This is a genomic window from Acinetobacter sp. YH12239 (assembly GCF_013417635.1).
Lineage (GTDB): Bacteria > Pseudomonadota > Gammaproteobacteria > Pseudomonadales > Moraxellaceae > Acinetobacter.
This window is the reverse complement of record NZ_VPDP01000017.1, coordinates 26,506-50,112: the sequence shown is the minus strand read 5'-3', so window position 1 is coordinate 50,112 and position 23,607 is coordinate 26,506. Positions and strand designations below refer to the sequence as shown.

General features: G+C 37.3%; 23 protein-coding genes and 2 tRNA genes. 4 read left to right on the top strand and 21 right to left on the bottom strand.

Annotated elements, in window-relative coordinates; all coding sequences use genetic code 11:
• Window positions 1–331: 331 nt before the first annotated feature.
• Window positions 332–748 (bottom strand): DoxX family protein, encoded by a 417-nt coding sequence (locus tag FTV17_RS12745; RefSeq protein WP_180000057.1) that lies wholly within the window; start codon window positions 746–748, stop codon window positions 332–334.
• 198 nt (window positions 749–946) lie between these two features.
• Here FTV17_RS12745 and FTV17_RS12740 point away from each other — a divergent pair, with 198 nt between their 5' ends.
• Window positions 947–1,594, top strand: coding sequence for a DedA family protein (locus FTV17_RS12740; RefSeq protein WP_180000055.1), 648 nt, complete (start codon window positions 947–949; stop codon window positions 1,592–1,594).
• A gap of 73 nt (window positions 1,595–1,667) precedes the next feature.
• Here FTV17_RS12740 and FTV17_RS12735 read toward each other — a convergent pair whose 3' ends face one another.
• The 5 genes from FTV17_RS12735 to FTV17_RS12715 form a co-directional block, all read right to left on the bottom strand.
• Window positions 1,668–2,258, bottom strand: a complete 591-nt coding sequence (locus FTV17_RS12735; protein ID WP_092767920.1) for a LysE family translocator — start codon at window positions 2,256–2,258, stop codon at window positions 1,668–1,670.
• A gap of 199 nt (window positions 2,259–2,457) precedes the next feature.
• Complete coding sequence (locus tag FTV17_RS12730; RefSeq protein ID WP_373687210.1) at window positions 2,458–2,847, bottom strand: hypothetical protein; 390 nt, start codon at window positions 2,845–2,847, stop codon at window positions 2,458–2,460.
• Window positions 2,848–2,882: 35 nt separating this feature from the next.
• Window positions 2,883–3,719, bottom strand: a complete 837-nt coding sequence (locus FTV17_RS12725; protein ID WP_180000063.1) for a ParA family protein — start codon at window positions 3,717–3,719, stop codon at window positions 2,883–2,885.
• A gap of 79 nt (window positions 3,720–3,798) precedes the next feature.
• Window positions 3,799–4,191: a SirB2 family protein gene (locus FTV17_RS12720; protein WP_180000053.1), complete on the bottom strand. Its 393-nt coding sequence runs from the start codon at window positions 4,189–4,191 to the stop codon at window positions 3,799–3,801.
• Window positions 4,192–4,217: 26 nt separating this feature from the next.
• Window positions 4,218–4,526: a BolA family transcriptional regulator gene (locus FTV17_RS12715; protein ID WP_035268950.1), complete on the bottom strand. Its 309-nt coding sequence runs from the start codon at window positions 4,524–4,526 to the stop codon at window positions 4,218–4,220.
• A 227-nt stretch (window positions 4,527–4,753) separates the two neighbouring features.
• Here FTV17_RS12715 and FTV17_RS12710 point away from each other — a divergent pair.
• From FTV17_RS12710 to FTV17_RS12700, 3 genes are all read left to right on the top strand, one after another.
• Window positions 4,754–4,826 (top strand) — tRNA-Gly (locus tag FTV17_RS12710).
• A 47-nt stretch (window positions 4,827–4,873) separates the two neighbouring features.
• A tRNA-Gly gene (locus FTV17_RS12705) sits at window positions 4,874–4,949 on the top strand.
• Between the two features lie 256 nt (window positions 4,950–5,205).
• Window positions 5,206–6,576 (top strand): phosphomannomutase CpsG, encoded by a 1,371-nt coding sequence (locus tag FTV17_RS12700; RefSeq protein WP_180000051.1) that lies wholly within the window; start codon window positions 5,206–5,208, stop codon window positions 6,574–6,576.
• A 38-nt stretch (window positions 6,577–6,614) separates the two neighbouring features.
• Here the strand turns inward: FTV17_RS12700 and galE are convergent, their stop codons facing one another.
• The 15 genes from galE to FTV17_RS12625 all read right to left on the bottom strand — a co-directional run bounded on the left by galE (window position 6,615) and on the right by FTV17_RS12625 (window position 23,607).
• A complete protein-coding gene (gene galE / locus FTV17_RS12695; RefSeq protein ID WP_180000049.1) occupies window positions 6,615–7,634 on the bottom strand; it encodes a UDP-glucose 4-epimerase GalE in 1,020 nt (339 codons plus the stop codon).
• Entirely contained in the window at window positions 7,627–9,300 is a 1,674-nt protein-coding gene (pgi, locus tag FTV17_RS12690; protein ID WP_180000047.1) for a glucose-6-phosphate isomerase, read from the bottom strand. Before pgi ends, galE begins: the two co-directional genes overlap by 8 nt.
• The gene (locus FTV17_RS12685) at window positions 9,300–10,556 is read right to left on the bottom strand and encodes a nucleotide sugar dehydrogenase (protein ID WP_180000045.1); all 1,257 of its coding nucleotides are present in this window, start codon (window positions 10,554–10,556) and stop codon (window positions 9,300–9,302) included. The genes pgi and FTV17_RS12685 overlap by 1 nt, the downstream gene beginning before the upstream one ends.
• A 13-nt stretch (window positions 10,557–10,569) precedes the next feature.
• Window positions 10,570–11,448: a UTP--glucose-1-phosphate uridylyltransferase GalU gene (gene galU / locus FTV17_RS12680; protein ID WP_180000043.1), complete on the bottom strand. Its 879-nt coding sequence runs from the start codon at window positions 11,446–11,448 to the stop codon at window positions 10,570–10,572.
• 51 nt (window positions 11,449–11,499) lie between these two features.
• Complete coding sequence (locus tag FTV17_RS12675) at window positions 11,500–13,374, bottom strand: nucleoside-diphosphate sugar epimerase/dehydratase (protein ID WP_180000041.1); 1,875 nt, start codon at window positions 13,372–13,374, stop codon at window positions 11,500–11,502.
• A gap of 94 nt (window positions 13,375–13,468) precedes the next feature.
• A complete protein-coding gene (locus FTV17_RS12670; protein WP_180000039.1) occupies window positions 13,469–14,644 on the bottom strand; it encodes a DegT/DnrJ/EryC1/StrS aminotransferase family protein in 1,176 nt (391 codons plus the stop codon).
• 9 nt (window positions 14,645–14,653) lie between these two features.
• Window positions 14,654–15,262 (bottom strand): GNAT family N-acetyltransferase, encoded by a 609-nt coding sequence (locus FTV17_RS12665; RefSeq protein ID WP_180000061.1) that lies wholly within the window; start codon window positions 15,260–15,262, stop codon window positions 14,654–14,656.
• Between the two features lie 12 nt (window positions 15,263–15,274).
• Window positions 15,275–16,312, bottom strand: coding sequence for a GNAT family N-acetyltransferase (locus FTV17_RS15650; protein WP_180000037.1), 1,038 nt, complete (start codon window positions 16,310–16,312; stop codon window positions 15,275–15,277).
• Entirely contained in the window at window positions 16,302–17,309 is a 1,008-nt protein-coding gene (locus tag FTV17_RS12655; protein WP_180000035.1) for a hypothetical protein, read from the bottom strand. The genes FTV17_RS15650 and FTV17_RS12655 overlap by 11 nt, the downstream gene beginning before the upstream one ends.
• Window positions 17,299–17,940, bottom strand: a complete 642-nt coding sequence (locus FTV17_RS12650; RefSeq protein ID WP_180000033.1) for a sugar transferase — start codon at window positions 17,938–17,940, stop codon at window positions 17,299–17,301. The genes FTV17_RS12655 and FTV17_RS12650 overlap by 11 nt, the downstream gene beginning before the upstream one ends.
• Window positions 17,933–19,165 carry a glycosyltransferase family 4 protein gene (locus FTV17_RS12645; protein WP_180000031.1) on the bottom strand — a complete coding sequence of 411 codons (1,233 nt, stop codon included), beginning with the start codon at window positions 19,163–19,165 and terminating at the stop codon, window positions 17,933–17,935. Before FTV17_RS12645 ends, FTV17_RS12650 begins: the two co-directional genes overlap by 8 nt.
• 3 nt (window positions 19,166–19,168) lie before the next feature.
• Window positions 19,169–20,299: a non-hydrolyzing UDP-N-acetylglucosamine 2-epimerase gene (gene wecB / locus FTV17_RS12640; protein WP_180000029.1), complete on the bottom strand. Its 1,131-nt coding sequence runs from the start codon at window positions 20,297–20,299 to the stop codon at window positions 19,169–19,171.
• A gap of 11 nt (window positions 20,300–20,310) precedes the next feature.
• Window positions 20,311–21,423 (bottom strand): NAD-dependent epimerase/dehydratase family protein, encoded by a 1,113-nt coding sequence (locus FTV17_RS12635; RefSeq protein ID WP_180000027.1) that lies wholly within the window; start codon window positions 21,421–21,423, stop codon window positions 20,311–20,313.
• 1 nt (window position 21,424) lies between these two features.
• Complete coding sequence (locus FTV17_RS12630; protein ID WP_180000025.1) at window positions 21,425–22,462, bottom strand: polysaccharide biosynthesis protein; 1,038 nt, start codon at window positions 22,460–22,462, stop codon at window positions 21,425–21,427.
• Between the two features lie 8 nt (window positions 22,463–22,470).
• Window positions 22,471–23,607: a glycosyltransferase gene (locus FTV17_RS12625; RefSeq protein ID WP_180000023.1), complete on the bottom strand. Its 1,137-nt coding sequence runs from the start codon at window positions 23,605–23,607 to the stop codon at window positions 22,471–22,473.

Here is a 23,607-nt window from a genome sequence, read left to right as displayed (position 1 = left end):
CTACCTTTAGCAGGTACAAGCATTTTTAGCTGTTCAGCCATTAAATCAAAGGTTGACCATGAGATGCCTGTATATCGCTTAAACTGTGTTTCAGAAAGCTTCTTTGAGTCGATGTATTTCATTCGCAAATTATGCATGAATATTTAAAATTATTCGGTACGAATAATCAGCAAGGGATAGATCTTTTTTTGATTTATGAAAGAGATCTATTGTCTTTTTATTCAATAATTTCAGTTGATTGCTTTGATCATATAAGCCTTGGAGTTACATTCAGATCACGATGCAGCAGGCGAATAATTGTCTCATTTCACCTGCATTGCGTATTCGTCATTTATTTTTCAAAACGCTGATCCACACTCCATTGACCTGCACCATGCAATACGAGAAAGATTAGACCACCCGCCATAGCAAAGTTTTTCATGAAATGTATCGAATCTTCAGGTGTACCATGAAAAAGAAATGCGGTAACTAAACTGAAACCAGCTAAAGCTGCTGCGAATAATCGTGCTTGCACCCCAAACAACAGTGCTAAGCCTCCACCCAGTTCAACCAAAATGGTTATTGGCAATAATGCACCTGGCACACCCATCGCTTCCATATATCCAACTGTCGCGCTATAACCTGCGAGTTTTCCCCACCCCGCCACGATAAAGATATATGCTAAAAGGACACGTGCGACGAGGGTTAAAGTTGCATGCACTGTGGGTTGAGTAACAATTTTTTGAATCACTTGATTTGGATTAAACATTGGGTTGACCTATCTATGTTTTGTTTTTGGTAATGACCTTAGATTAGTAGCTTTTATTTTTAGGATAAATAATCAATATAAAGAATCAGCGTTGCATAATAAGAACAATAATTCACCTATAATTTAAATCAATTGACTACTGACATTAGCGCCGATGGCTGTTAGCATTTGAACACATTTTTGCTCAGTTCACCCCTCATGGATTTAATCGATTTTATTCTGCATGTAGATGATCATCTACTTGAATTTATTACCAATTATGGCATTTGGATTTACGGAATTTTATTCCTGATTATTTTCGTAGAAACGGGCTTGGTGGTCATGCCTTTTCTACCCGGGGACAGTTTACTGTTTGCAGCAGGTGCTTTAGCAGCCTCAACAGGTGCAATGGATCCGTGGCTCTTGGGCGTGTTGTTATTCACTGCGGCAGTAATGGGTGATACCTTAAATTATCATATTGGAAAATATATCGGACCACGCGTTTTTGAAATTGAATCTCGATTTATCAATAAAAAACATTTGGTTTATACGCAAAAATTCTTCGAAAAACACGGCGGTAAAACCATTATTTTTGCGCGTTTTGTCCCATTCGCACGTACATTTGCACCCTTTGTCGCTGGTGCAGGAAGCATGAACTACAAATACTTCATTACTTATAATGTCGTTGGTGCTTTCTTGTGGATTTCTTCGTTTATCACTTTGGGTTATTTGTTCGGTAATATGCCGATCGTGAAAGATAATTTCACCCATTTAATTTTCGGAATCATTATTCTGAGCGTATTGCCGGGGATCATTGGCTTTATTCGCCACAAGTTTTTTCCAAAGAAAAATCCCGAAATGATGTAATGATCTTAGGCTTCAAAAAGCAGATTCTCCACCAAGAATCTGCTTTTTTTATCAGTGCAAAATTTAGAATGGCTTAGAAAAATCCAATAATGACAGGCAACATACTGAGCATAAGTAACATGGCAGAACCTTTGTATAAGCGATCTGCACTGACCACCGTCTGATTCCCTGCCAAGACTTTACGACCAAAATACATCCAAAATAAAGCACATGGAATTAAACATAAGGTGAATACACCCAAAACTAAAAAATAGTTTTGAAAAGAATCCCAAGTCCATGCTGGAAAAATACCAACTGCAAACAAAATAGATTTTGGATTTTTCAGTGTCGATTTAAAAAGATGACTGCGACTCATTCGAATGTTTTTTTGGCTCAATTGCTTAAGATGTGAAGCTTTCCATAAATGAAAAGCCATCCAAATCACATAAACTGCACTCACCAAATGTAAGATATGAATCAGCATTGGCCAAATTGGTAGGGTTAAATGCACCAACAGTGCCCAAATGCTAATGCCGTAGATATAACCCAGTAATTCAAGAGGTACGAAATAAAATGCTTTTAATACACCATGGTGATGTGCTGCGCTAGCCAATAATGCATTGGTTGGACCGGGAATAAGTAATACCGCGAACACTGCAAAAATATAAAGCCAACTTTCTACCATAGATTGAAATCAGAGATTTAGAGGAGGCACACCTTAAACGAAAAACGAATTTAAAGACAAGTTTTTAAAGTGAAGGAATGCTGAATGTCGCGTCTATTTTCAGTTAATAATTTTCTAAAGAGTTGATTTTAATAAATTTACATTGAAACATTTTGCTAAAAAAAAGCTGCTCAAGCTCAGATTGAACAGCCCTTTTAAATTACTGAGCTTGCTGTTGACGCTTAGGAACATAAGGACAATTTTTAAATGTTGCCGCTTGTGAGATCGCATCTTGCTCACCATATAATCGCGACAATTCAGTATTTTTGGTATTTGATGACTGTCCCATATTGACGGAAACTGAAGGACCAAAGCCCCAACCGCCACGACCCCAGCCACCACCAACACCTAGACCAACGCCAACACCTGTACGTTTAGGCGGTTGTACACCATTATTGATGTACTGCTGAATACGATTGAATTCAGCACCAAGTTGTACACAATTCAATGCTTGATATTGCGTCGGAGAAACATAACTCGGTTTAACCGTCGTCGCACAAGCAGTCATCAATACAGCAACCGTACTGACTGCACTAAGTTGCATGACCATTTTCATCGCGCGTGAGTTCATACACTTCTCAAATCTTATTTATTCTCGATTTCATTGAACAATGATTGGTAGGCCTGCGTCAATTTATGATCTGTATTTAAATAGATTAACGGCATATTTTTATGATGAGACTCTTTCATCAATACCGACGGTGGCAACATCGCATTGAGCACAGGTAGTTGCTCATCTCTGAGCTGCTGTACCACTTCACGAGGAAGTTTTGCTTGCGCTTGAAACTGGTTAACGACGATACCTTCAATTTCCAATCGATCATTATGATCATCTTGAGTTTCCATAATGTTTTCGATCAACGTTTTTAAAGCACGCTTAGAAAAGACATCACAATCGAATGGAATCAACACTCGGTCTGCTGCAATTAATGCAGACAAAGTAAAAAAATTAAATGCAGGCGGTGTATCGATATAGATCCGATCATAAGTCCCTGCTAGATGCTGAATCGCGTCACGCAGCTTATAAATTTTATGTTTGGATTCTAGGCTATGTTCTAAAGCACCAAGCGAGGGACTTGCCGGCAAAACATCGAGAGATGGGAATGGTGACTGATGTATATAAGCTTCTAAGCCTTTATTTTTATTTTTGAGCAAATTTCCAATGGCTTGACCAATCAAACCTTTGCTGGACTGATTCGCCAATACATCTTCGAAAAAATTTTCAATATTGGGTTCTAGTGCAGGTTTGTCGGCATTATAAGTCGCATCATCCCCCAATAGATACTGACTAGAATTGGCCTGAGGATCGAGGTCAATGACAAGCGTCTTAAAACCCTGATGTGCACTCAATGCAGCCAAGTTTACCGTAATACTGGATTTACCAACGCCACCTTTTTGATTAAACACCACACGTGTACGCATCATTCCCTCTAGGCTCAATTCATTCTATGAATCAAGTTTAACCTAGAGGGGTGAGAGCCTAAGCGATTGTGTCTAACAATTAACCGAAAGTTGGCTTAATCATCACAATGCCGATAATGGCCATAAATGCGACACAACTAATCAATACCCCCGCACGACGTTGAATTAACAGTACAGACGCATCTTGGCGATATGCTTTAATTAATGAAGATAACATTACGATCACTAAGACCACTTTGGCATAGAACCAAGGTTGAACTTGAAAATTATTCAAAAACAATAAAATCAAGCCTGTCCCAATGACCAAAGTAAATACCAAATGTTGAAGCGCAACATAAGCCTTACGTCCTTTCGGATTGGGTTGTTGATTTTCGACGCCAAAATATAAAGTTGTCGCACGTGCTAATACCGCAATGATCAACAAGAGCAAACTCGACATATGCACGATTTTAATGACTAAGTGTGTATCCATTTCAGCCACTCTCCTACTTTTAAAATTTAAGCTTTCGGTGCATGTGCACATTCAGGACTATTTGGCGCTTGACCAGTCCATTCAGTTGGCACATAAGCATGAATCGCCAAAGCATGAATCTTTCCTGGACTCAATAGGTCACCCGCCAGTGCATATACTTTTTGATGGCGTTGTACTAAACGTAAGCCTTGAAACACTTCACTTACAACAGTGACTTTAAAATGCGATTCTTTACCAGGGAAATAGCCACCATGACCTGATGACTCATTCACCACGTCCAAGTGCACAGGAGACAATTGTTGTAAACGTTCAATTAATTGTTGCTCTAAAGTCATGCTTACATTCCACTCGCATTCATTGGTTGCCAGCAGTATACCGTGAAGTTTTAGAATAAAAAGTAAATAAACCACACCGCCATTGGAGAGTTGCACTTTGATCTTGAGCTTAAGACCTATCAAAAATTAAGCGAAATACATTGAAATGCTTTAATTTTATTCAATCACACGATATTTTTTTATAAAGTTGTTGACCCTGATTTTTCATGCTGTATTATACACGGCATGCGGGAATAGCTCAGTTGGTAGAGCATAACCTTGCCAAGGTTGGGGTCGGGAGTTCGAGTCTCCTTTCCCGCTCAAAATTTTTTCATTCAGTTTTTTCACTTAAAAAATTGATAGACTCCGCGGGAATAGCTCAGTTGGTAGAGCATAACCTTGCCAAGGTTGGGGTCGGGAGTTCGAGTCTCCTTTCCCGCTCCAGATTCAAAAAAGCCCTGATATTAATCAGGGCTTTTTTCATTATTAAAATTTTTTATAACCAATAAACTTTTACTGCACTTTTCCAAAAAAATTCATCCACTTATGAGTGCTGCTTTACTTACAATCAAAAATAAGCATTATAAAGTAAATTAATTTACTGAATTTAAATGTAATTTTTCATCTCAACCCATGCCTGACTTACATAAAATCGCTATAATTTTCGTATTCAATTTGCTCAATAGATTAGAACCTTAACATGGAAAAATTAACCTGTTTCAAAGCCTATGATATCCGCGGAAAATTGGGCACAGAACTCAATGAAGATATCGCATACCGTGTTGGACGTGCTTATGGCGAAATTTATCAACCTCAAAAAGTGGTAGTCGGTTGCGATGTTCGCTTAACCAGTGAAGCACTTAAACAAGCTACCATCAATGGCCTGAATGATGCGGGCGTTGATGTTTTAGATTTAGGCATGACTGGGACTGAGGAAGTTTATTTCGGTGCATTCCATCTTGATGTGCAAGGCGGGATCGAAATAACAGCCAGCCATAACCCAATGGACTATAACGGCATGAAGCTTGTACGTGAAAATGCTCGTCCGATTGGAGCAGACTCGGGTTTAAAAGATATTCAACTTCTTGCTGAAAAAAATCAGTTTAAAGAAGTCGAAATCAAAGGTACAACTCAACAATATAATATCTTGCCTGAATTTATTGATCATTTGATGACCTATATTGACCCTACAAAAATCAAACCTTTAAAACTCGTGGTCAATGCGGGGAATGGTGCTGCAGGTCATGTGATCGATGCGATCGAAGAAAAATTTAAAACCCTGAATATTCCAGTTGAATTCATCAAAATTCACCATGAAGCAGATGGCAACTTTCCAAATGGTATTCCCAACCCCATCCTAGTCGAAAACCGTGCAAGTACCTCCAATGCTGTACTGCAACATCATGCTGACATGGGCATCGCGTGGGATGGTGACTTTGACCGTTGTTTCCTTTTTGATGAAAAAGGTCAATTTATTGAAGGTTATTACATCGTCGGTCTCTTGGCACAAGCATTTTTGCTGAAACAAAAAGGCGAAAAAATTGTGCATGATCCGCGCTTGGTGTGGAATACCTTCGATATCGTTGAACAATATCAAGGCGAAGCTGTGCAATCGAAATCAGGCCACTCTTTCATTAAAGATAAAATGCGTGAACACAATGCAGTGTATGGTGGTGAAATGTCAGCGCACCACTACTTCCGTGATTTTGCCTATTGCGACAGTGGCATGATTCCATGGTTATTAGCAATCTCAGTTGTCTCTGAAACGGCAAAACCACTCTCTGCTCTGGTTGAGGAAATGATTGAAAAGTTCCCTTGTTCTGGCGAGATTAACTTTAAAGTTGCGGATACAAAAGAAACCATTCAAAACATCTTTGATCATTTTGCTGACCAAAAACCCAAAATTGATGAAACGGATGGCGTCAGTTTAGATTTTGGTGCTTGGCGTTTAAATGTACGTGCTTCAAATACAGAGCCTTTACTCCGTTTAAATATTGAAAGCCGTAAAGACAAAAATCCGAAGCCGATGCAAGCTTATGTCGATGAGCTCACTCAACTCATTCAAGCTTAAAACCGCATAAAAAATGGAGCGTTGTAACGCTCCATTTTTTATTCACGATAACCGTTTGGATTTTGTTTTTGCCAATTCCAGCTATCTGCCAACATATCTTCAAGCTCATATTGTGCAGACCAGCCCAGCTCGTTAAATGCTCGTGAACTATCTGCATAAAAGCAAGGTAAATCCCCTGCTCTTTTCTCTACAAACTCGTATGGAATTTTAACCCCATTCACTGCCTCAAAAGTTTTAACTACTTCTAAAACAGAAACTGGCACACCTGTACCAATATTCCATGCTCGACATCCTTGAGCATTTAACCGATTTTCAATCGCTAGCACATGCGCTTTGGCCAAATCGACCACATGAATAAAATCTCGCTCACATGTACCATCAGTAGTCGGATAATCTGAGCCAAAAATCGAAAGTTTGTCACGTCGCCCGACTGCAACCTGTGTAACAAAAGGCATTAAATTATTCGGAATGCCTTGTGGATCTTCACCAATCTGTCCACTCTTGTGTGCGCCAACAGGATTAAAATAACGGAGTAACGCAATTGACCAACGACCATCTGATATGGCCGTTTTCTCTAAGATTTGCTCTACAGCCATCTTTGTATAGCCATAATTATTATTGGGCATACTTAGCGGCATATCTTCTTGATACGGTGATGGATTTGACTCACCATAAACCGTTGCAGAAGAACTAAACACCAAATTAAAGACATGGGCGCGTTCCATCGCTTTGACTAAGCTAATCGAGCCAGAAATATTATTCTCGAAATACTTCAATGGGATTTGCTGACTTTCACCTACCGCTTTCAAGCCTGCGAAATGAATCACAGCGTCAATCTGATGATCTTGGAAAATTTGATCCAAAATCGCTTGATCAAGAATATCACCCTGGACAAAATCTAAAGATTTAGACGTAAAAGCTTGAACCCGATTCAAAGATTCTGGTGAGCTATTCGATAAATTATCAAGAACCACAACCTCGTGCCCTGCATTGAGCAATTCAACACAGGTATGCGAACCAATATAACCAGCACCACCCGTCACTAATACTTTAGGCATTGTCTTTTCCCATCAATATTTGTATTAAACCTTGTGTCGACGCATCAAGCTTGGACAAATCATTTTGTTCACCATTTAGAATCGGCAAGAGTTGATTGGCAATTTCTTTACCCTTTTCAACCCCCCATTGGTCAAAAGGATTAATATTCCAAATGACAGATTGCACAAACACTTTATGCTCATACAAAGCTATCAACATACCCAAACTATAAGGATTGAGCTCATTCATTAATATTGTCGTGCTGGGCTGATTACCTTCATATTGTTTATAGAGCGGCAATCCCTCAAGTTCTTGATGATTTAAAGCATCATTGCCAAAAGCTAATAATCGTGACTGCGCCAAACAATTGGATAATGCGAGATAATGCTGTTGCTTAAGCGCCTCGGCATTATCTACATAGGTATATTGGTCACCATTATAACGTTTGATAGGCGCTATAAAATCACTACTGACCGCCTGTGTACCCTGATGCAGTAACTGATAAAAAGCATGTTGCGCATTGGGGCCGACTTCACCCCATACAATCGGGCAGGTATCTAACGCAGTCTTCTCACCATTGCGTTGCACAGATTTACCGTTAGACTCCATTTCCAATTGTTGCAAATACGCAGCAAAATATTTGAGTCGTCCATCGTAGGGTAAAACTGCATGAGTTTTCATTGCCAGAAAGTTACTATTCCATACTCCCAACAATCCCATCAACACAGGAATATTGTGTGAAAAAGCGGTGCTTTGAAAATGCTGGTCAATTGCATAGGCCCCTGCGAGCAGTTGCTTGAACCCCTCTACGCCAATACTTAAAGCAATAGGCAAACCAATACATGACCACAGTGAATAACGACCACCTACCCAATCCCAAAGGAGCAGTTGATTTTCATTGGAAATTCCCCATTCGGTCATTTTCTCAGGCTTGGTTGACACCCCAATAAAATGGTGTTTTAGAATAGCAAGCTCTTCACCCAATGCTTTTTCGAGCCACAAGCGCGCCGTTTGTGCATTGGATAAGGTATCAATGGTGCCAAATGACTTGGAAGAGATAATGAACAACGTCGTTTCAGGACGAAGTTTGTGTAATAAGTCAGACAGCTGACTTCCATCCATGGTCGATACGAAATGCACATTCAATGGTTTTTGAGTGGTTTGCTTAAAATCCGAGAGCGCATGGCTGACCATCAGTGGACCCAGATCCGATCCCCCCACCCCAATATTGACAACATCTTGAATCACTTCACCTGATGCACCACGATACTGCCCCATATGTATCTTCTCAACCAACGCATACATACGATCAAGTTGCTGATGCACTTGATTTGCGATCTGTGAATGTCCAGCATGATCTTGCGGCAAACGTAATGCCCAATGCATGGCTGCTCGACTTTCAGTGTAGTTGATCCGCTCTTCAGAAAATAAGCGCTTAATCCAACCCGATAAGTCACAGCTTTGAGCTAGATTGACTAAGGCATCCAGCACAGCGCGATCAACACGCTGCTTACTATAATCAAAAATCAGTGGCTCGAAATGAATCGCACAGTTTTGAAAGCGATTAGAATCTTGCTGAAAAAAATCACGTAAATGCTGATGTGTAAGTTGTTTTTTTAAAAGCTCGAGACTAGAAAACGCTTGTTCAACAGCAACTGAATTACATTCCTGATTTGGCTGTTCCATTAACGCCCTACTCCTTTATAAGCAAAGCCCTGCGACTTCACATATTCGGGATTTAAAATATTGCGACCATCTAAAATTAAAGCATGTTGCATGGTTTTCTTAAGGATTTGATAGTTTGGACACCAATACTGTTTCCACGCGGTGAGGATACAAAGCGCATGCGCATCATCCACTGCTTCATATTGATCTTGGCAATAAATTAAATCATCGCGCTGACCATATACCTTTTCAATTTCGCTCAAGGCTTGTGGATCATGAAGTTTCACGATCACCCCTTGTGCCCATAAAGCTTTTAACATGGCATGAATCGGGGATTGTTGAATACGAGCCGTATTTTCTTTAAAAGAAGCCCCCCAAATCGCCACGACTTTGTCTTTCAGATCCCCCTGAAAATGATTCCATAATTTCCGGAAAAGGATTTCCTTTTGTTGTTCATTAATCTCCCAGACTTGTGCTAAGAGCTGACTCTTAGCCCCAGTACCAGAAACAGTACTGGCCAATGTCTGTACATCATGCGAGAAATTTTCCCCACCAAACCCTGCACCTGGATATAAATAAGAAGGACCAATACGACTATCTGCCGCTAAGCCTTGGCGTACATGCTCGATATCGATGCCTAATTTCTCGGCGACCACAGCTAAATCATTGATATAGCTGATTCTGGTTGCCAGCATGCCAGATACACTTAACTTGGTAAATTCCGCATCTAACACTGGCATAAATAAATATTGTTGCTCACGTGGAAAGAGCGGTCGTAATAACTCTTGTAGTACATGCTTAGCACGATCACTCTCACAACCAACGACCAGTTGTGAGGTTTGCGTCAGGCTACGTAATGCATTGCCCTCTTGGATCACATCGGGTACATAGACCCAATCATCTTCAGGCAATAGTTCAGCAAACTTTTGAGTGCCATGTAAACCTAATGTAGATGCATTAATCATTAATTTAGGATGACTGATTGTGCGTTGTTTAAGGGCTTTGAGTATTTCAATGCCTTGCAATTGTTCAGTCGGATTAAAACTAAAAAAATAGGCATCCACATCCAGGGGAATCGCTGCAAATGTGCAGTATTTTATTGCACCAGACTGATGTAATTTCTCAAGCAACTGTTGTACAGATTGATCCTGAGCATACACCTGTTCCGATGCTGGTTTTTTTAAAAGATCACACCAGAAGACTTGATGGCCGTATTCAGCCAACAATGCTGCCATAACCCCTGCATACAAGGTCTGACCAAATACTGCAATATTCATAGCGATGCTCGTTTTAAAGTTTTAAGTCTTTAATCATGACTTTAAAAGCTTCACCTAAACTTGGGTGATCCATACCGTAATGCAATATCGCTTTTAAATAACCCAGTTTACTTCCACAGTCAAAGGTTTGACCTTTCATACGATAGGCTTCTACCACGTCTGTTTGTTGAAGCATCGCGATCGCATCGGTCAGTTGGATTTCATTGCCCGCACCTTTTGGTGTTTGCTCAAGCAATTGCATGATTTTCGCAGGCAAAATATAACGTCCTACCACAGATAAATTCGATGGTGCAGTACCCACTGCAGGTTTTTCAACAATTCCTTGCATTTGGATACTTTGTCCCTCAAACGGTGACTCAGCCACATCCACAATCCCATATTGATCGACCATCTGTTCAGGGACAGCTTCAACCATAATTTGTGATGCTTGTGATTCGTTATATCGCTGAATCATCAAGCTCAAGTCATTGGTTTCAGCGGTATCTTTTACCAAAACATCAGGAAGAAGTACGGCAAAATCATCATCGCCTACCACATCTTTTGCACAAAGCACAGCATGCCCTAAACCTAAGGGTTGTGGCTGACGCACACTGATCACACTGACATGCGCGGGCAAAATTTCGGTAATTTCTTTCAGTAAATCAAATTTCTTTTTTTGTTCTAAGGTGGTTTCCAGCTCAAAACTACGATCAAAATAATTTTCAATCGATCCTTTTGAAGCATGAGTGACTAAAATAATTTGTTCGATGCCCGCAGCAATCGCTTCTTTGACCACATATTCAATCGCAGGACGATCAACCACAGTCACCATTTCTTTAGGAATCGATTTGCTCGCAGGTAAAAAACGTGTACCAAGACCAGCTACAGGCAAAACTGCTTTCTTAATTGACATAATACAACTCTTCAAAATTTTGATAATTGCAAATGTCAATTTGCAATTATTTTAGTTAACGCGAATTTCGGCACCGCGTTGATATCCATCTACATAGTATTCTAGTTGAGTTAACACCCAATCAACATCTTCATGTGTTGCGGTTAAATCATAGAAACGGTCAAATACAGGTAAAATTTCGTCTAAAGGATACGATTTTTCAAACGATCTTAGAATGCGACTATGCTCGGTAATCTGTGTATCTTCTTGATCGATCAATAGTTCTTCATATAACTTTTCACCTGGACGTAAGCCTGAATACTGAATCGCAATATCACCTGTTTGTGATCCTTCTTCACGGACGGTTAATCCACTGAGTGAAATCATTTGTCGCGCCAAATCTTGAATACGGACTGGCTCTCCCATATCCAACAAGAATACATCTCCACCCTCACCTAAAGCGCCAGCTTGAATCACCAATTGAGAAGCTTCTGGAATGGTCATAAAGTATCGTGTAACTTCAGGATGCGTCACTGTAATTGGACCACCCTTCGCAATCTGTTGCTTGAAGAGCGGAACAACCGAACCCGATGAACCGAGCACATTGCCAAAACGCACGATACTCACCTGAGTGTGATCTTGAGCTCCTGCCATTGCTTGACAATACAACTCCGCCATACGCTTGGTTGCCCCCATCACATTGGTAGGACGGACCGCTTTGTCCGTTGAAATCAACACAAATGTTTCCACTTGATTGCGTACAGCAGCATTTAAACTAAAGGCTGTACCGACTGCATTGTTTTTCACACCCGCAATCGGGTTACACTCCACCAAAGGGACATGTTTGTAAGCTGCTGCATGATAAACAGTTTGTACTTGATATTGTGCGATGACTCGCTCGAGCTTCTGCTGATCCAGTACTGTGCCTAAGATCGGAATAATGGTTAACTCTGTTTTTTGACGTAATTCTTTATCGATGCTATACAGCGCAAATTCTGTCAGTTCATATAACACTAACAGCTTAGGTTGGTTTTTGATAATTTGACGACATAGTTCAGAACCAATCGATCCACCCGCACCAGTAACCATCACAATTTTATTGGTGATATTTTTTGAAAGTAAATGGGCGACAGGAGGTACAGGATCACGACCGAGCAAGTCGATAATATCGACTTCTTGAATATCCGATAGTCGTATTTCACCATCAACCAGTTTTGTTAAGCCTGGAATCTCGGTAATTTTTAAATGTGCAAGTTCTAAATTTTTAATAATTTCTGTTTTACGTTGACGACCCACCGAAGGCAACGCAATCAGAATTTCATTCACTTGATGCTTATTCAGCACTTTTTGCGCATCTGCTGCATGATAGACTTTCAATCCACCAATATTCTTCGCGGCAAGCGTAATATCATCATCTAAAAAAAGCACAGGTAAATGTTCATCAGAATTATTCAGCATAGCCGCGACTTGTTGCCCCGCAAAACCAGCCCCATAAATCGCTATTCTTTTTCTTGGAATATCTGCATGCAATACATATTTAACTAAAGCTCTAATGATCCCTCGACTGAGCCAAATCCATGCAAACATCATAAATCCAAACATCAACGGAATTGAGGTCGGAATAAATGCATGTGTAAAATAAGCTAAAGCGTATAGTGCTAAAACAGTGAGTGTCGTCGCTAAACCCAATTGAAAAATGAAGGCTTCGTTAAAGGCTCTTACGATAAAACTATAGATTCGTGCTAAGCCTAAAGCAATGACTGCAATCAAAGATACCCAAAGAGATCCGAAAGCCAGATTCGGCACTACTTCAGCCCCCAAGTCAAATTGGCGAATGGCATAACATAGCCAAATCAGAATTGGAAATACTAAAAAATCCAAACAGACTAGAAAAAGTTGTTTGGTCCCCCTTGGTGCTGATGCTAAATTTATAATCGTTGATTTCACAGTCTAGATCTTATCACTCTATATGATCGCTATTTAGGAGGGGTATTGAGAATATCCCTCCATGCCTTCAAATTTAGATATTACAATATCACTTTTATCCCGATATTTTTTTAATTACGTCTTTAATGGCATTTACTGTTTTGGCCATACTATCCTCACTCAAGGTTGGATGTACCAAGAACATTAAGCTCGTTTCACCTAGCTTCTTCGCATTTTCTAATCGAGTCTCAGGGCGCCACGGTGTATCATCAAATGCATGCTCCAAATACACCTCAGAACATGAACCACTAAAGCACGGCACACCCAGTGCATTGATTTCTGCCATAATACGATCACGCGACCAACCTGATGGCAATTGTTCGCTATTCACTTGAACATAGCACTTATATGCTGCATGTAGATAGTCTTCTGAGGGTTGATGCACAGTAAAATAAGGGCTATTGGCAAAAGCACTATAAATTTTTTGCATATTTGCATTACGTTTCGCCGTCCACTCTGGCATTAGCTTTAACTGTATACGACCAATAACACCTTGCATCTCCATCATGCGCCAGTTAGTGCCAAATGAGTCATGTAACCAACGGAAACCTGGTGGGTGTTGTTTGTTGTAAATACTATCGAAGTTTTTACCATGGTCTTTATACGACCACATTTTTTTCCACAGCGTTTCATCATTGGTTGTCACCATGCCACCCTCGCCACCCGTGGTCATAATTTTGTCTTGGCAAAATGACCATGCTGCAATATGACCAATAGAACCCGCAGATTTACCTTTGTACTTCGCACCATGCGCTTGGGCACAGTCTTCAATCACATAAAGACCTTTATCGGAAGCCAATTGCATAATTGGATCCATATCACACATCCAACCTGCCAAATGCACACAAATAATGGCTTTGGTGTTTGGCGTGAGTACTGCCTCTATCGTACGGCGTGAAATGTTTTGTGAATCCAGCTCTACATCAGCAAAAATTGGATTTGCGCCTGCCGTCACAATTGAACTTGCTGAAGCTAAAAAGGTACGTGAGGTTACGATCACATCATCCCCTGCCCCGATGCCTAATGCTTTTAATGCAACATCGAGCGCGACGGTACCATTGGCAAGTGCCACTGCATATTGAGTCTCGGCAAATTGTGCAAACTCTTTTTCAAACTCACGGCATTCTTGTCCTGTCCAATAGTTGACTTTATTGGACAATAAAACTTGAGATACAGCATCCGCTTCTTCTTGAGTAAAGCTTGGCCATGGTTCAAACGCAGTGTTAAGCATTTTTTTTCCTTAAATATAATCTTGGAAATTAATATCAATATTAGGTGTGGTATCTACAGGACAAACTGCATTAATAAATTCAGATGCTTTAGGTAAAGCATCAAACTCGCGTTTAAGAATAGCTACGCTATAGAGATCATGCCATTCCCCCTTGCGGAAAATAGCTTCACGTTGACGCCCCTCAACTTTCCAACCACATTTTTTTACATAAGCACCCATGCTAGGACCATTGAAGTCTAAAATCGCACCATGCAACCGTCTAAGACCTACATTGTAAAAAGCCCAAGCCATACTGAGCATAATAGCCTCAGTACCAAATCCCTTTTTGGTTTTTTCAGGTAAAAGTTTGATTGCTGACATGGCTGCCTGATTGTGCCAATCAATATCCCATAAACCAGTAATACCAATTGCTTCATTCGTTTCATTATCAACAACGACCAAGCGATAACTGAGATTATTTGTATTCGATTGAATCCAGTTTTTTTGTGAAAACAATGAAACAGGAAAAGTCCAACCAACTACATTTTCAGAAACAAGTGGATTATTGATTAATTGTTGTAAAACAATATCATCATTCAGTTCAATTGGTCTTAAAGACAATAGCTTACTTTTAATCATTTCAGTCAAAACTCATGCTTTTCTGTATAAGGGAAAAAAATTAGAAACATTATCTATTTCGATATCTTTAAATTTTAAATCTAAACACAGTTTCCTATAAACAACGCTGTTGATTATCAATCTAACTGTATAAAAAGAATATTCATCCGCAGTGAATCCTTTTTTAAACTTATATAAAGCATCTTGTTGACCACCCACACCACCACCTAAATGTAAAAAACTATAACCTTGAGAGACACCCCAATCTATCATATAGTCCAAAATCAATTTAGATGGTTGGTATTTCTTACCGTCAATGGTTGTACCGGATAAATGATATTGAATAATACCATTATCTAACATAAATAAAGAGGCGCCAATAACTTGCTCATTACATTTAACTACAACTAGCTTTAGCTTATCTGCTAAAAGTCGCTTCATTCTATAAAAGTATTCTTTGTCAAAGAAATAAAAATCTGTAGCATTCAAATAACGCATTGTTTCTAAATAAATTTCAATAAAGCTATCAAAAAAAATAAAGTCAGTATCATCTACAATAGCAATATTTTCATTTTTTTTCGATTTCTTTAAGTCATATTTATGACCAGATGAGTACGCATTATATAAATCAGGATAACTTGAATTAAGCTTTGTAGCCAACGTCACCCCATTACCAAATACAAACTCACTCTCTTTGACATTATTATTTAATAAAGGATGTAATCTCAAAAATACTGAGATACAGTTTGTATTACTTAAACAATCTCTTAATAATTCAAAAACACTTTCTCTAAAATTGGTATCTGTATTTTTTTTAAAAGCTACTCCACCATAGCCATAAGGTGTTATTAAATCAAAAAAAGAAGTGTTTTTAATTTTTCTTTTAATCAATGGAAAAAAAGCACAGTTTTTTTCATTTTCTAAAAAAATACAATGGATTTCTCCTTCCTGTAAGTCTTTATTTAGTAAAAGCCATTCTATCGAATGATATATATCTGTATCAAAATCTAATAATTGACTCGTGATAGTAAATAAATCACCCTCAGTGACTACAGAAAATTTATAATTCACAGAATATAACGTCCAAAATATTAGTTAATTTTTTTAGGTCGTGTAAATTGTACCTAAAATCTGCATGTAAAGAGACTAAAACACATCCATTAATTAAATGTATATCACCCTCATAATTTGGCCATAATACTATTGGGTATACATTGTTATCAATAAGTTTTGATCTGACATGAGCGTACTTTTCTAATAATATAAAAAAAGAAAAAAAGCTATTATTTTTAAAACATTTAATAAATTTACTATTTTTATAGTGTGAGTACAAAAAATTTAAATTTTTCTTCTTATGATCGTGAAGAGTATCAACATCTAGTATAGATAGAAGTGCTAAAGTATCTTCTGAAATATTATAAATATCAGTGGTATTATTCAGCAACTCTTCAAAAGCATTAAACTCTTTTAAAAAATCTTTCTTATCAACATCTCTACCATGTAAATATTCTTTTTTAAGGTGCATTGCTGTTTTTAGGGACTTCAAACTGTCTTCATTAATTGATGATGATTTTTTTTGCGAAAAATAAAGCTTTGGAAATAAAAAGCCACCTTCACCAATTGGGAATATTTTACGCAAAGATCCAAATTGAAATTCAGGTATAAATGAATAGGAAAAATTTGAAAGTGGGTTATGTGTTTTATCTATGATAACTTTTAATGAGTTACCACCAATTGTTCTAACTTTATTTCCCATATACTCAACTATTATAACCGTCGCATCTCTAGGAAACAACGAAAGATCAACAATAGAAATAGGTGAACACTCATAGAGTTTCACTTTAATCTGGCTTTCTATGAGTCGTGTAACATCATGACAGTAGTATGAAGGCAAATATATCTCTGTTAAGTTCTCATGAATTTTCTTATAGAGTACTAAATCTAATATTGCATATCGACCACTTAAATAAAGTTCACAATCACTCCAAAATACACTAGAGATATTTGAAGTAAGCTCTGTTGAAATTTCATGAAATGAAGAGCCCATTTCCCAACGATCATTTTTCAATTTCTTTCTGCTTTTTTTCTATCAAATCTTTCAAACCAACATCATCAACTTCTTCAAACTTTTGTCCAGTTTTAATACCATCAGCACCCAATACTACCAATATTGTCTTGACTATAATTTTTATATCTAACCAAAGACTTAAGTTATCAACATATTTAACATCTAAAGCTGTTCTTTGTGTAAAGCTTAAAGATTGTCTACCCATAACTTGTGCCAAACCCGTCATACCTGGTTTAACATCATGTCTTCTTAATTGCTGATCATCAAAAAGCTCTAAATGTAAATCTAATAATGGTCTTGGTCCTACAAGGCTCATTTCACCTTTAATCACATTTATAATTTCTGGCAACTCATCTAAACTTGTCTTTCTTAAAAATGCGCCTATCTTTGTGACACGATCAACATCAGACAACAACCTATTTTCACCATTTTTTGGCTCTCGCATAGTTCTAAATTTATACATAATAAAAGGTATATTATTTTTCCCAATTCTTTCTTGTTTAAAGAAAATAGGTCTGCCCATTGAGAAAAAAACAAAACACGAAATTAAAATTAATAAGGGGGTCAAAGATATAAGTATAAAAAAACCAAAACATAGATCGATTAGTTTTTTTAGAAAATCACTATACATTACTATTTTCCTTTCTTCTGACCATCTCAAATACATCAATAAACTTTTCACAACTCTTTTCTAATGACATATTATCCATATAATATTTCTTACTATTTACTCCCATTTGTATAAGATCAGAAGAACTTGATTCATATAAATAGTTAATAGCTTTAAGAATTGATTCTATATTTTCAGGTTGCGCTATAGCACCAGCTTGAGCATATTTAATAATATCAGAGGCATCACCCTTTACCGCCATCAAAATTGGCTTACCTATTGCCATATAAGCTTGTGTCTTTGAAGGGATCGTTATCTGGAACAGTTTATCATCTTTTAAATGCACTATTAAAACATCTGCTTTTTCTAATATTCCTCCTACCTCAGACATAGGTACTCGAGGAATAAATAGAACGTTTTTTAAATTACGATCATACACCTGATTAATTAAATGATCTTTTTCCGTTCCATCACCAACAAAAATGAATTGAATGCTTTCATTTGCTTTCAACTTATCTGCCACTTCCACAAGAGTGTCTAAGCCCTGAGCTTTACCAAGATTTCCAGCAAAAATTAAATTAAATTTTTGTAAAAAAATATCACTATAATCCTCTTTTAACTCGACTTTATTTTTTAATTCTTCTTCATTACACCAATTATAAATGATACTTATTTTTTCTTCTTTTACTTTTCTTTCAATGAGTAGTTTTTTAAAACCTGGACTCAGTACAACAATATGGTCTACGTACTTGTAAACTATATTGCATATATAACCGATGAAATTTAAAATTTTCTTGTTATTTAACATTCCAGTAGCTTGTAATGTATCAGGCCACATATCTTGAATGTCATAAACAACTGGTATACGGCGAAAAAATTTAATTAGGATTGCAGCGATCCCCACTGTTAAAGGTGGATGATAAGCATAAATTACATCTACCTTTTTAGTTGCAAAAAGTCCGAAGAGCAAAGCCATGAATGCAAAACTAATGTAGTTGAAAATTCTCTTTAACGCAGAACTATCATGACTAGGGTATAAAGCAACTCTTGTTACTTCTATACCTTCGATAAACTCTGTTTCTTTAAATTTGAGTTTATATCCACTATAAATTTTACCACCAGGATAATTAGGAAAACCTGTAAGGACTTGCACATCATGACCTTGACGTTTTAATTCTCTAGCGAATACAAGACCTTTTAGTGTTGGTTCAGGATCAAACCACTGCGTTAAAAGAAGGATTTTCATAAATTAGTACTTTTTCCACACCACACGATTCACATAATCAGTATAACTTAGGATAATTCGTGTAACTTTTTCACTCACATTTGGCATGCTATAGTCAGCAACTAAACGAAGTAATCGTTCTTCACCACGTGGTTGATGATCCAAAATATCTAAACCTTGTAAAACCCGCTCAGCCATTAGACCTACCATCATTACAGCAGCTTCCTCCATTCCTTCTGGACGTTCATGTGCCTGACGTAAGTTTAAAGCTGGGAAATTTAGAATAGATGATTCTTCGTTTATTGTTCCGCTATCAGACAACGCAGCTTTTGCAGAAAGCTGTAATTTGTTGTAGTCGCTAAAACCCAATGGTTTTAGTAATTTAATTAAAGGATGAAACTCAACCTTTAACTCTTCAATACGTTTACGAGTACGAGGATGCGTAGATACAATTACAGGATATTTATATTTCTCTGCAACTGCATTTAACATCTCTACCAAATCTAAGAAGTTTTGATCTGAGTTAATATTTTCTTCACGATGAGCACTCACAATAAAGTATTCATGCTTTTTTAAATTTAAACGTTCAAGAATATCAGAGGCTTCAATTTTCGCTTTATAATGATGAAGTACCTCAAACATTGGACTACCTGTTTTGATTACTAAATCAGCGGGTAATCCTTCAGCCAATAAATAATCACGAGCAATCGTACTGTAAGTTAAATTAATATCAGCTGTATGATCGACAATACGACGGTTAATTTCTTCAGGAACACGCATATCAAAGCAACGATTCCCTGCTTCCATATGGAAAGTAGGAATTTTACGTCGCTTAGCTGGAATGACCGCCATACAACTATTTGTGTCACCTAAAACTAATAAAGCTTCAGGCTGAACTTCTTCTAAAACTTTATCTACAGCAATAATTACATTGCCGATGGTTTCTGCACCTGTATTACCTGCAGCATTTAAGAAGTAATCTGGCTTACGAATACCTAAATCATTAAAGAAAATTTCATTCAGCTCGTAATCATAATTTTGTCCTGTATGCACTAAAACATGATCAAAGTATTGATCACAGGCTTGCATGACACGAGATAAACGAATGATTTCTGGACGGGTACCGACAACCGTCATTAATTTTAACTTTTTCAAAATGTTAACTCTTAATTTGTTAATAGCATAGCATAAGTATCAGGCTTCTCACGATCAAAGATCTCATTTGCCCACAACATGACAATCATTTCTTCATCACCAATATTTGTAATGTCATGTGTCCAACCTGGTACAGTTTCAACAATGCGTGCTTCTTCACCTGTAGTTTCTAACTGATAGAAGTCACCCGTAATTACATGTTTAAACTTAAATAAAGCTTTACCTTTAATTACTAAGAATTTCTCAGTTTTACTATGGTGATAATGTCCGCCACGAGTAATACCTGGATGCGCTGTGAAATACGAAAATTGCCCAGCATTAGGTGTTTTTAACATTTCTACAAATACACCGCGCTGATCACCATGCTTAGCAACTGTATAATCAAATTGATGAGGCTGTAAGAAGCTTAAATAAGTTGAATACAATGCGCGGGTTAAACCTGTTCCTACAGCCTCTGTTACTAGGCTGTGGCGTGATTGTTTAAATTTTTGCAAGGTTTCTGCTAAAGCACCCACCGTAATTTGGTATTCAGGCTCAATTTCGAAGGTTTGAGCAACTTGCTTAGTCGCCTGAGTGATTGACCAGAAAGTTTCTACTACATCATCTACATACACCAAACGAATAAGTGCGTTAATATCATTAATTTGAATAGGTAAATCATTGGCGATGTTATAACAGAACGTTGCTACAGCAGAATTATAGTTAGGACGTGACCACTTACCAAAAACATTCGCTAAACGACAGATGAATACTGGATTACCCTGTTGTTGATGTAAATCTCTGACAACTTGCTCGCCGCCTAGTTTACTTTTTCCATAAGCATTATCACGCTCTGCTTGAATAGATGAAGATAAAATGATAGGTGTTAGCTTTTTAGCTTCTTTTAAGATATTTACAATTGTTTCAGTTAGACCGATATTACCATCAACAAATTCACTGTCATGAACGGGACGGTTAATACCAGCTAAATGCACAATCCAATCTGCATTTAATACATCTGATTTAAGTTGATCTAAACTTGAATCACGATGAAATTCTAAAATTTCGACTGTTGGCTTTTCTTTTAAAAATTGGATGAAGTTTTTAGCAATAAAACCTTGTGAACCTGTAACTAAAATCTTCATATTAGGCCTCAGGATCAACATAGTGACCTTGTGTTAAGGCACGAATAAATTCCAATTTAAGGAGTAGTTTTTTCATTCCCTCCACATCTAAACGCTCAGTGTTATGCGAATTATAATCTTCAAGTTGAGTAATGGCTAAATCACCATTTTCTACATATTTTTCATAATTCAAATCGCGCTGATCCGCTGGCACTCGGAAATAATATCCTTGATCTAATGCCACTGCCATTTCTTCACGACTTAGTAAAGCTTCATAAGCTTTTTCACCATGACGTGTTCCCATAACAGTCACAGGATGATCATTTACTTGTAGGAGTTCTTTTAAAGCTTGTGTAAGTACTTCAATCGTTGCTGCTGGCGCTTTTTGCACAAAAATGTCACCATTTTGACCATGCTCAAATGCATACAGCACTAAATCTACTGCATCATCAAGCGTCATCATGAAGCGAGTCATATTAGGGTCAGTTATTGTAAGTGCTTTACCTTGATGAATTAAATCTACAAATAATGGAATTACCGAACCACGAGATGCCATAACATTGCCATATCGTGTACAGCAAATTGTAGTATCTGTATTTTCTAAATTACGTGATTTAGCTACAATCACTTTCTCCATCATTGCCTTAGAAATACCCATAGCATTGATTGGATAAACTGCTTTATCTGTACTTAAACAAACAATACGTTTTACACCATTTTGAATAGCTGCTTCTAATACATTCTCTGTACCAATCACATTGGTTTTTACTGCTTCCATTGGATGGAATTCACATGATGGTACTTGCTTTAAGGCAGCAGCATGATAAATATAATCAACGCCACGTGTAGCATTTAAAATACTCGTATAGTCACGCACATCGCCAATATAAAATTTAAGCTTAGATGATTGATACTTTTTACGCATATCATCTTGCTTTTTCTCATCACGACTAAAGATACGAATTTCTTTGATATCTGTTTCTAAAAAGCGTTTTAGAACAGCATTACCAAATGAACCTGTACCGCCCGTGATTAATAAAACTTTATCTCTAAAAGTCATCTAAATACCTACTTATCTTCAATCGCATAGCGAAACATTGCTATATTTTGTTTAATATTTTCATCTTGAGAGAATTTATGCTTAGCCCAACACAGAACTTTTTCTCTGAGTATATAATGCTCTTCTACCGTCATATCTGAAACTGAATTTATTGCGTTAATAAATTCTTCTGATTCATTCAAAGATATATCCCACCCAATACCTTTTTCCTGTAAATCTCTCCAAGGCGTAGTATCTGCTATAAGCAATGGGAGACCAGCACATAATGCTTCTGCAATAACATGCCCATAATTTTCGCCTTGAGTTGGCATAAAAAATAAATCGTACTCCGATAATGTATCAACGACCATATTGGGATTAAGTTGACCCTTATAGTTTACTTTAATATTTTCAGGCATATTCTCTATAATATCTTGGCACTCTTGCCAATAAGTTTTATCTTCTAAAGGGCCATAGATATCAAATTGAATAGATTTTTTAATTTTGGATAAGACTTTCAGTGCATATGTCAGATTTTTGATAGGTGATATTCTAGATAAAAAAGCTATCTTTAGAACAAATTTATCTTTAGGAGCCAATTTTTTTGCATAATTTTGAGAACCAATATTTTCGGCAATAAAAATTTTCGCTTTTTCACCAAATACTTTTTTTATGTCATTTTCTTCAAAGATACTAGATGCTTGGAACGTAATATTCTTTAAGCTAAATAATTTAAAGAACAATATATATACTTTTTTCTTTAGTGCTTTTAAACTCAAAGCGCCCTTTGAAAACTCCCCTCTTGGCGCTAGAATGATACTTTTTCCTAAAAACCTAGCAATTAAAAGTGGTATGATAGAAAACCTAAGCGAAAAGAAACTATTTAAATAAATTATATTGCAATCTATTTTTGCAATAATTTTAAAAATTTGCTTTATGCCTTTAATTCCATTTTCTGCATAGAAAATAGAACTATTTGATGTTTCATTCCAATCTCCAATAGTTACATTTTTGTACGGTGTAATATCACCTAAATCTCTATCACTAGTTACTACTTTATATTCCACAATGGTAGAAGTAGAAGCAACCAGGTTAGAAATCGTTTTAATAGGACCACCTCCCTTATAACCAGGTAAGTAGCAACCAGTCAGCAAAATAACTTTCAT